14 protein-coding genes are annotated in these 14,394 nt (G+C 63.2%); 6 read left to right on the top strand and 8 right to left on the bottom strand.

The genetic code is table 11. From position 1 onward, the window contains the following. Positions 1-615: 615 nt before the first annotated feature. Positions 616-1,623 (bottom strand): NAD-dependent epimerase/dehydratase family protein, encoded by a 1,008-nt coding sequence (locus tag C458_RS09125; protein WP_008575102.1) that lies wholly within the window; start codon positions 1,621-1,623, stop codon positions 616-618. A 317-nt stretch (positions 1,624-1,940) separates the two neighbouring features. Here C458_RS09125 and C458_RS09120 point away from each other — a divergent pair, with 317 nt between their 5' ends. From C458_RS09120 to C458_RS09110, 4 genes are all read left to right on the top strand, one after another. Continuing rightward, positions 1,941-2,441, top strand: coding sequence for a hypothetical protein (locus C458_RS09120; RefSeq protein WP_239638741.1), 501 nt, complete (start codon positions 1,941-1,943; stop codon positions 2,439-2,441). 308 nt (positions 2,442-2,749) lie between these two features. Beyond that, positions 2,750-3,928 carry an ABC transporter substrate-binding protein gene (locus tag C458_RS09115; protein WP_008575100.1) on the top strand — a complete coding sequence of 393 codons (1,179 nt, stop codon included), beginning with the start codon at positions 2,750-2,752 and terminating at the stop codon, positions 3,926-3,928. Positions 3,929-4,521: 593 nt separating this feature from the next. Further along, positions 4,522-4,698: a hypothetical protein gene (locus C458_RS18450; RefSeq protein WP_008575099.1), complete on the top strand. Its 177-nt coding sequence runs from the start codon at positions 4,522-4,524 to the stop codon at positions 4,696-4,698. 147 nt (positions 4,699-4,845) lie between these two features. Next, positions 4,846-5,172 (top strand): SHOCT domain-containing protein, encoded by a 327-nt coding sequence (locus C458_RS09110; protein ID WP_239638740.1) that lies wholly within the window; start codon positions 4,846-4,848, stop codon positions 5,170-5,172. Positions 5,173-5,511: 339 nt separating this feature from the next. Here the strand turns inward: C458_RS09110 and C458_RS09105 are convergent, their stop codons facing one another. From C458_RS09105 to C458_RS18800, 3 genes are all read right to left on the bottom strand, one after another. Further along, positions 5,512-5,703: a hypothetical protein gene (locus tag C458_RS09105; RefSeq protein WP_008575097.1), complete on the bottom strand. Its 192-nt coding sequence runs from the start codon at positions 5,701-5,703 to the stop codon at positions 5,512-5,514. Between the two features lie 66 nt (positions 5,704-5,769). After that, the gene (locus tag C458_RS09100; RefSeq protein ID WP_008575095.1) at positions 5,770-6,888 is read right to left on the bottom strand and encodes a TrmB family transcriptional regulator sugar-binding domain-containing protein; all 1,119 of its coding nucleotides are present in this window, start codon (positions 6,886-6,888) and stop codon (positions 5,770-5,772) included. Positions 6,889-7,075: 187 nt separating this feature from the next. After that, complete coding sequence (locus tag C458_RS18800) at positions 7,076-7,210, bottom strand: hypothetical protein (protein WP_007276028.1); 135 nt, start codon at positions 7,208-7,210, stop codon at positions 7,076-7,078. Positions 7,211-7,263: 53 nt separating this feature from the next. Between C458_RS18800 and C458_RS09095 the strand changes: the two genes are divergently transcribed. Continuing rightward, complete coding sequence (locus C458_RS09095; protein WP_008575091.1) at positions 7,264-8,595, top strand: IS200/IS605 family transposase; 1,332 nt, start codon at positions 7,264-7,266, stop codon at positions 8,593-8,595. A 49-nt stretch (positions 8,596-8,644) separates the two neighbouring features. Here the strand turns inward: C458_RS09095 and C458_RS09090 are convergent, their stop codons facing one another. The 4 genes from C458_RS09090 to C458_RS09075 are packed head-to-tail and all read right to left on the bottom strand — an operon-like array spanning position 8,645 to position 13,661. Further along, the gene (locus C458_RS09090) at positions 8,645-9,700 is read right to left on the bottom strand and encodes an ABC transporter permease (protein WP_008575088.1); all 1,056 of its coding nucleotides are present in this window, start codon (positions 9,698-9,700) and stop codon (positions 8,645-8,647) included. Then, positions 9,697-10,827: an ABC transporter permease gene (locus C458_RS09085; RefSeq protein WP_008575087.1), complete on the bottom strand. Its 1,131-nt coding sequence runs from the start codon at positions 10,825-10,827 to the stop codon at positions 9,697-9,699. The genes C458_RS09090 and C458_RS09085 overlap by 4 nt, the downstream gene beginning before the upstream one ends. Further along, on the bottom strand, positions 10,824-12,392 hold the full coding sequence (locus tag C458_RS09080; RefSeq protein ID WP_008575086.1) for an ABC transporter ATP-binding protein: 1,569 nt from the start codon (positions 12,390-12,392) through the stop codon (positions 10,824-10,826). Before C458_RS09080 ends, C458_RS09085 begins: the two co-directional genes overlap by 4 nt. Positions 12,393-12,449: 57 nt before the next feature. Continuing rightward, entirely contained in the window at positions 12,450-13,661 is a 1,212-nt protein-coding gene (locus tag C458_RS09075) for a BMP family protein (protein ID WP_006601174.1), read from the bottom strand. Between the two features lie 266 nt (positions 13,662-13,927). Here C458_RS09075 and lrp point away from each other — a divergent pair, with 266 nt between their 5' ends. Then, positions 13,928-14,389: an HTH-type transcriptional regulator Lrp gene (gene lrp / locus C458_RS09070; RefSeq protein ID WP_004041915.1), complete on the top strand. Its 462-nt coding sequence runs from the start codon at positions 13,928-13,930 to the stop codon at positions 14,387-14,389. The last annotated feature ends 5 nt before the right edge of the window (positions 14,390-14,394 follow it).

The following is a 14,394-nucleotide window of genomic DNA, read 5'->3' as shown; positions in this document are numbered from 1 at the left end:
ACGCCAGACCACAGGAGTGAGATCGGGGACACAGCTAGCAGTATCGAACGTCAATTGAGTTAGTGGTTGTGTCCATCGCATCGTCGCACTCGCGTCGTCAAACGGACCACGCCGAGCAGTACGAGTGGGAGAGCGTCGCTAACTAGCCAGACGTGGTGAGCACCGCAGTCGAGAATCAATCGAGGAGGTCGCACCCCCTCCCCCCATGACTTCATCTGTTCTTGTAATGTCGGAATGGGTGACTCGTCGACCAATCGAAGCCAATGCAGTTGGGGAAAAGCAAACGAGATGTGCCGCCGTTCGGTAGTAGAACGCTTCACACTGTGGAAAGCATACGAAATGTACTCTCTCACTCAGCAGAGATGACCGAAGACGGCTGAGTCAGAGTACGTTTCGTATGCTTTCTTTCTTGGTTGAAACCGCAAGACAGCACAGACGATAGCATACGAAATACACTCTCTCACTTGAGTTTCAGTCCGACGACCGACGAGACCTATACGTAGTCGTCATCACGAGAAGCGCAGAGTCCAGTTCGTGTGCTCAAATCTACGTCAAAAAACAGTAGGAACCGACGTGGAAAGCCTACGAACTGTACTCTCCCTCCAGTCAAATCACCTACTCTAGATACGGCTCACAGACCCGCTCGACGCCCTCCTCGAACGACACCTGAGGCTCCCACCCGGTCGCCTCGTGTATCTTCGAGTAGTCGGCTTTCGTGTCGTGGACGTACACCTCGAAGGGGTTCTCCACGTACTCAGGCTCGATGTCCGTCCCGAGTACGTCGTTAATCATCCCGACCATCTCGTTGAACGAGTAGCTCTCGGCGGTCCCGAGGTTGTAGATGCCCTGCAGCCGGTGGTCGGCGGCGAGTTCGATGCCGCGAACGATATCGTCGACGTGCGTGAAGTCACGCGTCTGCGACCCGTCACCGAACAGCTCCGGCGACTCGCCGTTCGCGATTTTGTCGGTGAACTGCGCGACCGTGTTGGCGAACTCGCCTTTNGTCTGCGACCCGTCACCGAACAGCTCCGGCGACTCGCCGTTCGCGATTTTGTCGGTGAACTGCGCGACCGTGTTGGCGAACTCGCCTTTGTGTTCTTCCGCGCCGCCGAAGCCCTGGTACACAGAGAAGAACCGCATCCCCGCGAGCTGCATATCGTAGTGGTGGTGGAAGTACTCCGCGTAGCGTTCGCGGCCCAGCTTCGACGCTTCGTAGCCCGTCCGGGATTCGACGGGCATATCCTCGGGCGAGGGCTCGGTCCGCGACCCGTAAATCGACGACGTGGTCGCGTACACCACGGTGTCGCAGCCGTCCTTGCGGGCCTGTTCGACCGTGTTCACGAAGCCTTCGATGTTGACGCGAGCACCCTTCGTCGGGTTCTCTTCGTGCATCTTGTACGACGACAGCGCCGCGAGGTGGAACACCACGTCGACGCCCTCGGTCGGGAGGTCGTCGTCGAGCACGCTCATATCGTGGAACTTCACGGCGTCGTCGAGGTTGTCGGGCGTCCCGAGATAGAGGTCGTCGATCGCGATTACGTCGTTGTCTTCGGCGAGGTGGTTCGCGAGATTCGAACCGATGAATCCGGCACCGCCAGTAACGAGGACTCGTTTGCCGTCCATACATCGAAGCTCTCACCGAGTGACAAGAACGTATCGCCCGCGGTGGTGCAATCTGCGTGGGTTCGTCTCGTGTCCGTCGGCGCTGGGTCGGTTGCGTCACCGCGCGGCCCGCACTACTCGCTTTGAGCGATACGGTTCCACGAGGAGAGCCGGACCGATTGCACGAGGACAGACGTACGTCGCGTACACCGTGAACTGTACGGCCCGGTCCGGACGACGGTGAAATCCGCATAGCTACGCCAGCGGGCCGACACTCCCGGTACTAAGTATCCACTCTCGCTCGTTCGACTGTGGGACGGACACGCTGGGACTTCGATTTGGCAGAGACCGCCGGAGCGATTGCGATTGCGCTCATTCTCGTGGGACTCCTGCTTCGGAACCTCGTCGACGCGACGACTTCAGCCGATGTGGTTCGGGCGTTCGGTGGGGTGACGATACTGGCGCTGTTGTTCGGTTATCGGTTCGTCTCACATCGGCTCGATGAGCAAGCCGGTGGGGTGCTGTTGTTGTTCGTTGGCGGACTCGTCGCTGGCCTCACACTGCTCGTTGCGCCGAGCGCGTTCGCTGACCGCGGGACTATCGCGGCGTTTGCTGCGTTGGGGGTGCTCGCTACTGCGTTCATCGTCTCACCGTGGATTTCGGTGTCGACGAGATGGTTCGGTGCGCTCCTCTGTTTCGTCGCACTACTGATGGCCGGCTTAGAGCTCACCGTGTTCACTGGCGAAGACATCGGCAGCGCGATTGTTGTCGCAATGCTGGGCCTCGTAATGGTTCTACGGCCGAAGGCGATAGAAGAGATCGGCGGGCGAACGGAGTAGCTCCGCGCTTGGGATTCAGTCTCGACTGGGTAACCGTCTCCCCGCAGGCGACTATCGCTGCACGGCGTCGTTCACGCCGAAGCGGAGTGTGAACGCGACGTGGGACGCGTTCGAGGGGGACGACTGAGGGAACCAACGGTCGCCCGGCGTGAGGTATAACAGCCGTATCGGTGCCACAGCGTGGCGCTACCAAACCCACACAGAATGCTGAGACACCGGCCAACCAGAGTAAACACTTCGACAGCACACCATATTTTGGCTTGCCTAAAAATCGAAGCCGTTATCTGTTTTTAGGCTAGCCTAAAACCATGGTGAACAAGTACAAACGACTCACGCGACGGGATTACGTGAAGTACGGGGCTGCGGCGGCGACGGCCGCACTCGCCGGCTGTGGCGGACAGTCGGCGTCCGACCCACCGACAACCGAAGCGAACACGACGGCGACACCAACGGACGACGAGCGTTACGCAGCCACCCTCTCGCCGGCCGGTCGTGTGGAGTTCACCGAGCCCCCGGAGAACGTGTTTACCGTCCTGCTTCACCACGCAGATATGGCGGTCGCACTCGGGCGGGGCGAGTCGCTCAACGGGATGTACAACCCGGAGGGGTTCGGGCAGTTGTACGACCTGCTATTCGAGCGACTCCCCGGCGTCTCGGTCGATTGGTCTGGGCTGGTTGATACCTGGAATCCCGACAAGGAGGAGCTCTACGAGCTCGACAGCGATATCCATCTCGAAGACCCGGCGTTGATGGCGACGATGGAGGCGTGGGAGCCCGACGACGTTGCGGAGATTCGGACGGAAGTCGCCCCGTGGTTCGGGAACTCGCTGAGCCGAAACCACAGCGAGCCGCCGGCGAGGTGGGCTGACCAGTACCGGTATCACACGCTCTGGGAGATTTTCGAGCGGGTGGCGGCGGTGTTCCAAGCACGGGCGCGGTACGAGGCGCTGGCGGAGATCCACAGCGACCTCGTATCGACGATTACGGCCGGCCTCGAAGAGACGGAGGCGCGGCCGTCGACGGCGCGGTTCCTGTGGCGAGGCGGTATCTGGGTGTACCCACTCAACGGCCCCGGGACGGTCCGGGCCCACACGCGCGTGTTCGACGCCGAAGACGCGCTCGCCGCCGTGCCGAGCGGGACGCAAATCGACATGGAAGCGCTCGTCGAAGCCGACCCGGACGTCATCCTCGTCGACGGTGGCCTCGGCCCGGACTGGACGACGACCAAACAGGAACTGTACGACGAGCCGACTGCGCAGGGCCTCTCGGCGGTCGCAAACGACCGCGTCTTCCCGATTGGAGTTCGCTACGGCGGCCCGCTCATGAACCTGTTCCAGTTGGAGATGATCGCCAAGCAGCTGTATCCCGAGCAGTTCGGCGCGTGGCCGACCTACGAAGGTGGCCCGTATCCCGACGTTCCGGAAGCCGAGCGACTGTTCGACCGACAGCGCGTGGCTGACATCATCAACGGGGACTTGCAACCGTAGTCGAACGCCGGGGTGGTAGATAGCCTCGTCGTAACACTGCGCGACGGAGGCATTCACCAAACGACGAAAGAAGACACAGCGTTCATGAGCGACGCCGATGACCCTCGAAACATGGGTACAGACGCGAGCGCACGCGTGCCACACCTACTGATTTCGATTGGGGGGTTGGCGCTGGTCAGTCAGTCGGTCGTGTTCGAAGGTGCCTTCGGACTGGTGACGGACCCGGGCGTGTCTGGCGGCCTTCGAGACGTGCTGAGCGGCGGTCTGTTGCTTGTATCGACTATCTGCCTGTTCGGCGGTGTATATCTGCAGATTCGAACGTCTCGATAGCGACTCGCTCATCACTCGAACGACGTATGGACTTGCGGTTTGACGCGTGTCTCGTATAAATCGGACTCTCAGGAGGTATTCCCACGGGTCGCGTGGCTTCCCTACGGGTAACCCGCGACCGAATGCGGGCCGGCCGTCGAGGTTGTCACTCGGCGTTCAATTCGCGCCCCGACGAACCGCGAATGGCGACGCGTCTCTCGTGAGTCGGAACACGGCGGTCCCGGACACACCACAACTAACAGACTGCTCGCCCACGGGTGCACATGGACCGGACGGACCTGTTCCTCGGATTGATAGTCGTTCTGTTGGCCGCACGGGTGTACGAGACGGGCGACGGCCACACGCCGATGTTCATCGTGCTCCCCGTGATGGCGATTCTGTATCTGCTTCCGGTGTACCTCGCCGGAGCGGTCGTCCTCGAGAACGTCGTCGACGGCTGATTCACAGCGCACGAAACGAGAGGACGCGACGGAGGGTGCCTGTTCGATAGCGATTCGGACGGCCGGACAGGGGCGTTCCCAGCGAGCGATAATCACGGCGTGAGTTGATACGGTCCGTGAGTGAACTACTACATAGAGGTGAGAAAGATGAGCGAAATGGCGACCGTCGTACTCCAGTGGGGTGGACACGGACCGATGGGTCCCCACGGCGGCCACGGGGTCGCCGCGGGGGGCGCGACAGCCACCGGCGGCATGGGGCTGTGGTGGCTCGCGGCCGGAGTCCTCCTGCTTCTCGCACTCGCGGGAGTGAGTCTCGTGTACGTCAGTCGCGTCCGGGCGGCGAGTACCGAGACGACGCCACCGAAGGAAGCCGACAGCGCCATGCGGGACCTCCGGGCGCAGTACGCGCGCGGCGAAATCGACGACGAGGAGTTCGCAAACCGGGCGGCCACGTTGAATCTGGAGTGGGGATAGACCGCAACGCACGCAGAGAACCACCGTTTAACTCACCGGGAACAGACAGTTTCTCGGCGGCGAAACGCCGAGAGCGGTGAGTCGGGTTGTTCGAATTCATGTTCGATTCGTTATCGACTGTGGGTAGAATCTATATAGACGAATCTGCATGCCATATCTGACTTTTTTCTGCAACTCGAACCGATACGTTAGGTGTTTGGTTGATATTCAACGCGTTCGTTTCCGACACCTATCTATGTATATATCGGCTTTCTGCTAATCGCGTTACGCTCACGAATCGGTGTTCGTGTCCGTATTTGAGGCGTCTTTTATCATGATACGGATGTTTTCAGACGCGACTCACTCCGTCCGCGACCGCTGACGCAGTTCGTTGATCAGCGTGGGAAGCACGACCCCCACACCGAACAGCGCGACGAGTTCGACGAACCCGTTGTTCAGATATCGCTGCGCCAAGTACCACGACGTGAGCCCGAGGAACATGAACGCGAGCGTCGTCTTCATCTCGACGCTCAGAAACGGGTCACAGACCATGCGCGGAGTTCGGGGAGAGCGCTTGTGAATTCGACGTACTGAGGGGCAAGCGGCGGACGGCGACCGTCATCGGTTGAGGGCGTCAGAGCGGGCGATGAGTTCCGGGACCGACTGGCCGGACGATTCGACGACGTCGAGCGTCACGCGTCTGGCCTCGTAGGGCTCGACAATCGCGCCGGGGCCGCCGACGCTCAACTGTTCGGTGCCGTCGTCGATGAGGAAGGCGTTCTCGATGGGAATCGAGTTCGTCGTCGGTTTCACGAGCCCCTGGGTGACGTCGGTAATCGTCCCGAACCGGGTTTCGAACGCCTCGTTCGAGTCCGCCGGTCTGAGTTCGATTTCCGCGACGAGCGTGTAGCCGCGTTTCAGATAGCGGGTCGCCGCGAAAATCGCGTGTCGGAAGCGGTCGTACGTCGCCGGAAGCTCGTCCGGTTCGTGGAGGTAAATCTCCTCGGCGAGCGGCCAGTAGTTACCGAGAAACGACCCCACGAGCGCGGGGGAGAGACGGTCTTCGGTGAAGCTGATCGCCTGGTGGTCCGACCCCCGTCCCATGACGAACTCCGGCGGGGAGAACAGCCCGTGTCGCCGGTCGACGCAAACGAGCATCGGGCCGCCGTCGGCCCAGTAGCGGACGACGCTGCCGAGTCCCTTCAGCGTCGACTCCGAGACGGCCTCGTCGCCGTGGCCGTTGGCGAGGACGAGCGTGAGCACCCCCCGGTCGACGGCGGCCTCCAACTCGGGTGCGAGGTCCGGCAGCAGCGACGCCGGCACCGACACGTTGACCTCGTTTTCGGCCTGTCGAACCAGCGACGCGATGCGCTTTTTCACGGTGGATTTTGACTTGATGACCTCGTAGCGTCGGTCCTCGCCGGGGTCGGGATTGTGGATGGATTCGAGCTGCGTTTCGAGCGAGGACAGCTGGTCGGAGAGCCGTCTGATGACGACCGCGGGGTCGACGGCGCGAATCGTCGTCGGCGTCTCGTGGTCGTTGACCTCGACGAGCCCGCGGTCCTCGAAGCTTCCGAGAACGTTGTAGACGTAGCGCTTGGACACGCCGGCCCGCTGGGCGAGTTCGCTCGCCTTGGCCTCGCCCTGTCCCAAGAGCGCGATGTAGGTGTCGGCCTCTTTGTCGGAGAAGCCGAACGTTTTCAGCCGTTCGCGGACGGTTGGTTCATCGGTGGTCACTACCCCGCCTTTCGAGGCGAACGATAATTGAACTGTTCGTTGGCGACAGGACTACGAGCGACGCGGCCGGCGGCGTCGGTTCGAAGGCGGCCCCGCGAGGGGGGCTACCCTACCTGAATCAAGGAGAGAGTCCCGCCGTTCACGGCGGGCGTGAATCCGACAACAGGGACACAACCGCCGACAATGCTCAGTCCGGGGTATCCAAGTTCTCCGCCGCGTGGAGCAACATCCCCTTCCACGTCAGCCCGTTGTGCCGCTTAATCGCCCGTAACCGCTCGTACTGTTCGTCATCCTCTATCTCGATTTGAACCGTCGTTGCCATGTCACCATTGATTAACCATTGGTTTATCAATGTGGCGCACGAACCAGAAGTTGATGAAGCGGACCAACACCTTCGAGGTGGTTCCTCTGTCCGACGCGGACGAGGTGTTGCTTCGACGCCTATTGGACGCTTCTGCCGCTCTCTGGAACGAGATCAACTACGAGCGCCGCGAACACTACGCCGACTCCGACGCGGACGTATGGGACATCAGCGAGTATCGCGGGCGCTACGGCGGCACGCTCGGGGCTTCGACCGTTCAGCAAATCGAACGGAAGAACCGCGAAGCGTGGCGGTCGTTCTTCGCGCTCCAAAAGAAGGGCGAAGCAAACGGCAAGCCCGGATACTGGGGCAACGCCGAGGACGGCCGCGAACTCCGAACGTACATTCGGAACACGTCGTACTCTGTCGAGTGGGGCGAATACTCCCGGCTCGAAATCCTCGTCGGCCAAGACCTGAAAGAGGAGTACGGTCTTGGATACCGCGAGAGGCTTCGGCTCGAAGTTCGGGGCGAACCCAACTGGAAAGAGTACGACAAGCAAGGCCGGTTGGAGTTGTTCTGGGACGAGACTGCACAGACGTTCAGGGCCTTTCAGCCAGTCACCGTAGACAATTCTCGGCTGGCACACCCACTGGCGGACGAAACCGCCGCTCTGGATATTGGTGCGAACAACCTCGTCGCCTGCACGACCACGACCGGCACGCAACTGCTGTACGAGGGGTGCGACCTGTTCGAGCGGTTCCGCGAGACGACGCGAGAAATCGCTCGTCTCCAATCGCTCTTGGACGACGGCAGGTACAGCAGTCATCGGATACGCTCGTTGTACCGCCGTCGGACGCGCCGACGCGACCACGCCCAAGACGCACTCGCACGTGACCTCATAGAACGGTTGCACGACGAAGGCGTCTCCACGGTGTACGTCGGGGCACTCACAGACGTACTCGACACGCATTGGTCGGTCGAAGCGAACGCGAAGACGCACAACTTTTGGGCGTTCCAGCAGTTCATCAACCGACTCGCCTGTACCGCCGAGGAGTATGGTATCTTGGTGGAGGTTCGTTCGGAAGCATGGACCTCTCAAGAGTGTCCGAACTGCGGTTCAACAGATCGGACGACACGCCACCGCGACACGCTGACGTGCCCGTGCGGTTTCGAGGGCCACGCAGACCTCACAGCGTCCGAAACGTTCCTGAGACGTCATCAGAACTCAGAACGTTTTGATTGGCGAACGAGACACGCTGTGTCTCGTCAACGGCAGGCCGACGTAGCACGGCCGATGGCACGGCCCGTGCGCCTCAAGTGGAACGACCACGACTGGTCAGAGTCACCACGCTCTTGTTCCAACGAGGAGCGCACGAACCCGCAAGTTGCCTCCGTGGGTCGGTAAGCGATACCCCCAGCGAGAGGAAACCCCGGCGTTCGCGCCGGGGAGGATGTCATTCTTCGGTGTCGTAGGACTCGCCGACCGCCGACGGCACGCGCGTGTAGCCGACGCCGACGAGGACCACGAGCACGGCGACGTAGGGGAACAGTCCGGTGATGCTCCCCGGCAGCGAGATGCCGATGGTTTGCAGTTGAATCTGGAGCATATCCATCGCCCCGAACAGGAGCGACGCGCCGTACGTCCCGAGGGGGTTGTAGTTGCCGAAGAGATACGCGACGATGGCAATCCAGCCGCGGCCGTCGACCATCGTCACGCCGGTGCCGGTGAACCCGCTGCCGATGCCGATTGACAGGACCGCGCCGCCCAAGCCGGCCATGACGCCGGAGAAGATGACGGTCGCGTAGCGGACGCGGTTGACGTCGATGCCGGCGGTGTCGAGCGCCTCCGGGTTCTCGCCGGCCGCCTGGACCCAGTAGCCGTAGCGCGTCCGAAACAGGACGACCCAGGCCGCGACGGCGACCACGATGGTCAGCAAGACCAGCGGCGAGGCGTCGAAGAACAGCCGTCCGAGGACCGGAATCTCTGCGAGGACGGGCACGGACACCGCGTCGACGTTCGGCAGCGAGGGGCTGGAGACGCCGCCCCACAGCACGGTGGCGGCGAACGGCCCGAAGCCGAGGCCGATGAACCAGACGGCGAGGCCGGCGACGATTTGGTTGGCCTCGTACCGAATCAACAGGACGGCAAACAGCGTCGCCAGCACGCCGGAGACGACCGCGACCGCGACGAAGGCCACCCAGAGGTGTGCCTGCGTGATACTCCCGTCGCCGGCGAGGAGCCACGCGACCGCGGCACCGACGAGCGCGCCGAATATCATGAACCCCTCCAGCCCGATGTTGAACACGCCGCTTTTCTCGGCGTACAGGCCGCCGATGGCCGCGAGCGCGATGGGCGTCGCCGCCTGCAAGGCGCGTTCGAGCGCGCCGACCGTCACGAGGTCAGACCCCGGGAGGTCGACGAAAAGCAGGAGCGCGATGACGGCGACGAGCGCGCCGAGGACGCCCAATAGCGTCCGGCGGTCGTCGAGAAGCGCGCGAGCGGTGCTCATTCGCGGTCACCTCCGAGCGAGGTGTACTGCCCCGCCGCGCGGAACAGCTCCGGCGCGGCGACGAACAGGACGATGAGGCCGATGACGCCGTCGACGAGTTCGCTCGGCACGTCGAGCGTGAAGCCGATGTACTGGCCGCCGGCGTCGAGGCCGCCGAACAGCAGGCCGGCGGGAATCACGCCGAGCGGGTTGTTCGCCGCGAGGAGGCTCACGGCGATGGCGTCGAAGCCGAACGTGGGGAACGTGTTGGGGTCGCTGTAATAGCCGAGAATCATAATCGCAAACAGTGCGCCGGCGAGGCCGGCGATCATCCCGGAGATGGTCATCGTCCGGACGATCATCCGCTTGGGATCGACGCCGGAGTATTTGGCCGCCGGCTCTTGGTAGCCGCTCGTGACGAGGTCGTAGCCGAAACCGGTCCGGTCCATCACCAGATAGACGACGACGACCGTCAGGAGCGCCACGCCGAGTCCGAGAATCGAAAACGACGGGCTCTCGAAGACGAGTCCGGGCAGTCCGACGTAGTCGGGGAACTGTTCGGTGTTCGGCGCGGCCGCCCCTTCCGGGCGGAGATACGCGTCGAGCAGGAAGTAGACGACCCCCGAGGCGATGAAGTTCAGCATGATGGTCGTGATGACCTCGTTCGCACCGGCGTACGCCTTCATCACGCCCGGGAGCGCCCCGTACGCGCCGCCGGCCGCCAGCGCCAACAGCGTGGCCAGCGCCAACAGCGGAATCGCGGAGACCGGCGAGTTCGGGAGCAGCGGCGCGGCGAACAGGATGCCGAGGGTGGCCGCGAAGCCGCCGACGACGAACTGGCCCTGCACGCCGATGTTGAACACGCCCGCGCGGAACGCAACCGCGACCGCGACGCCCGTCAGAATCAGCATCGACGACTGCCGGAGCATGAACGCGAGGTTCGAGACGTTCCCGACCGCGCCGTAGACGAGCGACGAGACGAACTCGACGGCGTCGTACCCCGAGGCGGCGACGATGACCGCGCCGATGAGCAACGCGAGCGCGGTCGCGACGAGCGCGATGACGACGCGTTCGAGCACCGAGGCGTCGAGCATCCGGGCGGCGATGCGGTCCGCGAGAGACCGGACGCCGGTCGCAGCGTCGCTCACGCGTCACCCTCCGCGCCGCGAGCCGCGCGTTCGGTGCCGTCCCGAGCCCGGCCGGCCATCAGCAGGCCGAGTTCCTCTTCGGTCACGTCGTCGGGGTCGACGGTGTCGACGACCGACCCCTCGTACATGACTGCCGTGCGGTCAGAGAGCTTCTGAACCTCGTCGAGCTTCGACGAGACGAGGAGGATGGCGACGCCCTCCGCCCGCATGTCCTGGAACCGCTGGTGAATGAACTCGATAGAGCCGATGTCGACGCCGCGGGTCGGATGGGCCGCGACGAGCACCGACGGGTCGCGTTCGAGTTCGCGGCCGACGATGAACTTCTGTTGGTTGCCGCCGGAGAGCGATTTCGCGGTCGCCTCGGGGTTCCGCGGGCGCACGTCGTACGCGTCGATTATCTCGTCGGCGTGGTCACCGATTCGCCCCCAGTCGAGGAAGAGCCCGTCCGAAAAGGCGTCCATCGTCTGGTTGCTCAAAAGCGCGTTTCTGACGAGCGAGTAGTCCTGGACGAGGCCTTCTTCGAGCCGGTCGCCGGGGACGTACGAGATGCCGTCTTCGATGCGGCGTCGACGGGACAGCTCGGTGATGTCGCGCCCTTGGAGCGAGACCGTGCCCCGCTCCGGGGTTCGCATCCCGGTGATGGCCTCGATGAGCTCCTGTTGGCCGTTGCCCTCGACGCCGGCGATGCCGAGAATCTCCCCTTCGCGAACCGAGAGGCTCACGTCGCGGACCTGTTCGAGCCCGCGCTCGTCGCGGACTGTCACGCCGTCGACGGTGAGCGCGACCTCGCCGGGGGGTCCGCCCCGCGAGTCGACGTCGAACAGCACCTCGCGGCCGACCATCATGCGGGCGAGTTCGTTCTGTGAGGTCGCCGCCGCGTCGACCGTCCCGACGGCGCTCCCGTCTCTGAGGACGGTGATGTCGTCGGCGGCGTGCATCGCCTCGTCCAGCTTGTGGGTGATGAAGATGAGCGACCGCCCGTCGGCGGTGAGCGCCTCCATCACGTCGAACAGCCCCTCGACTTCTTGGGGCGTCAACACGGCCGTCGGCTCGTCGAGGATGAGCGTGTCGGCACCTCGATAGAGGCTCTTGACGATTTCGACGTGCTGTTGGATGCCGAGTCCGAGCTCTTCGATTGGCGTGTCGAGATGCTCGTCGACGGAAAAGCCGTAGGTGTCGCAGATTTCGGTGACGCGGCGGCGGGCCGCCTGCTCGTCGACGAGGCCCCGCGTCGAGGGCTCGTGACCGAGCACGATGTTCTGGAGGACTGTCATGTTGTCGACGAGCTGGAAGTGCTGGTGAATCATCCCGATGCCCGCCGCGATGGCGTCTCTGGGCGAGTCGAACGAACGGGGTTCGCCGTCGATGGCGATGGTCCCCTCGTTCGGGTCGTACAGGCCGTACAGGACGTTCATCAGCGTCGTCTTGCCCGCGCCGTTCTCACCGATGACGGCGTGAATCGACCCGCGGTCGAGGGTGAGGTCGACGCTGTCGTTGGCGACGACGTCGCCGAAGCGTTTCGTGATGTCCGTGAGCTGAACTGCTGGTGCGGTCGTGTCTGTCATGGGTTGGGGTCTACGCTATCTGGAAAAAGCCTGCGAGGTGGTGCCATGGCTGCGTCGCTAGCAGCCGCTGGCGCTACACGGCACGGTGACGTCGCCGTTGATGATGGCCTCTCTCGCCGCTTCGAGGTTCTCCGTGACCACGTCCGGAAGTTCGCCGCCGACCGCCTGCCCTAAGACGACGCGGACGGCCTCCTCTTCGAGACCGAGGATGTTCGAGCCCTGCACCGCCGACCAGTTGTCCTGCACGGTGGCCTCCGCGACCTCGTAGGTCCCCTCGTTGATGTATTTCACCGCAGAGCCCATGATGACGTCTTGGTACTCGGGGAGCGTGACCGACTGGTCCGCGTCGACGCCGATGGCGAAGCGATTTGCGTCCTGGGCCGCTTGGAACACGCCCTGCCCCGCCGCCGCCGCGGCGTGGTAGACGATGTCCGCGCCGGCGTCGTACTGCGAGGTGGCGATGTTGTTCGCGGTCTGGGTGTCGGTGTAGTTCCCGATGTAGCCGACGGTGACGTCGAGGTTCTCGTCGACCCACTCGACGCCCGCCCGGTAGGAGCGCTCGAAGGCGTTGATGAGCGAGCCGTCGACGCCGCCGACGAACCCGACGGTCGACGAGTCCGGGTCGAGCGAGTTCCCCTCGTAGGAGAGTTCGCGGGTCGTCATCGTCCCCGCCAGCACGCCCGCCTGGAACGACATCTGGTGGTTCGCCCACGTGTACCCCGCGACGTTCGGCTGGTCGATGGAGTCGTTAATCAACATCCAGTTCTGGTCCGGGTACGCCTCGGCGTTCGTCTGGAGCGCCTGCGTGTGGTTGTAGCTGACCAGTACGACGAGGTCGTAGTCGGGGTTCGTGCTCTCGGCGAGTCGAGACTGAACCGTCTGGTAGTTCGACTGGTTCGTCTCCTCGACCTGCTGAATCTCGATGTCGTACTCCTCGGCCGCCGTCTGAAGCCCTTGCAGCGCGAGGTCGTTGAACGCTTGGTCGCCGAAGCCGGCCGGACTGGAGACGATTGCGACGTTCGTCGTCTCGCCCTCCGACCCGCCGCTTTCGGTCGTCTCGCCGGTGGTCTCCGAGTCGCCGCCGCCGTCATCCGCGGCGGTCGTCGTGGTGGTCTCGTCGTCCGACCCGCCCCCGAGACAGCCCGCGACCCCAGCTATCGCCGCGAGGCTGATTCCCGATTTGAGAACGTCGCGCCGCTCGATGCCGCGTCGTGTCTCCCGAGTCGTCTCGTCTGCCGCATCTCCGTTTCCAGTGTCCCTTGCTGCCATTGTGTTTCCTCAGACTCACTCAGTCCTGAGTAACATAAATAATTATTCGCTATTTTCGTATTGTGAACGGGTGAGAGGAAAGTGTGAGATATTCGTTTATCGCACGTCCGCTCGAAAACGGCCGGGTGCGACGAGGCGGGCGCACGACAAACGCAATTCGACCGTCACGTTCGACCTATTGTTTCCGTACCCGACTGGGCGGCGATTCACCGAATCGTCAATTTAGACCGGGAGATTAATGACAATCACACGCAAAAGTTCCGGAGATGACCTACGAGAACCTCGATTCCGACCTCATCAACGCACTCCTCGAAGACGGGCGACGCAGCCTTCGGAGCCTCGCCGAAGAGCTCGACGTGTCGGTGACGACCGTCTCGAACCACCTGCGAGACCTCGAAGACGAGGGCATCATCGAGGGCTACACGCCCCGCGTCGACTACGACGCGCTCGGCTACGACGTGACCGCGGTCATGCACCTCAAAGTCGAGGGCAGCGCCCTCGCGGAAGTCACCGAACTGCTCGCAGACGAACCGCAGATGGTCTCGGTGTACGAGGTCACCGGCGACTACGACGTGCTCGCGGTCGGGAAGTTCAAGAACACCGACGACATGAACCGCCAAATCAAGGCGCTGTTGAGCGAGGCACCGATTCGCGAGTCGAACACGAGCGTTGTCCTCAACGCGGTCTCCGAGAACGAGCAGTTCGACCTCGGGGACGACGACGCCTGAGTCGG

The organism is Haloferax sp. ATCC BAA-644 (assembly GCF_000336975.1).
Lineage (GTDB): Archaea > Halobacteriota > Halobacteria > Halobacteriales > Haloferacaceae > Haloferax > Haloferax volcanii.
The sequence above is the reverse complement of the archived record's forward strand: the minus strand, read 5'-3'. Positions and strand labels throughout refer to the sequence as shown.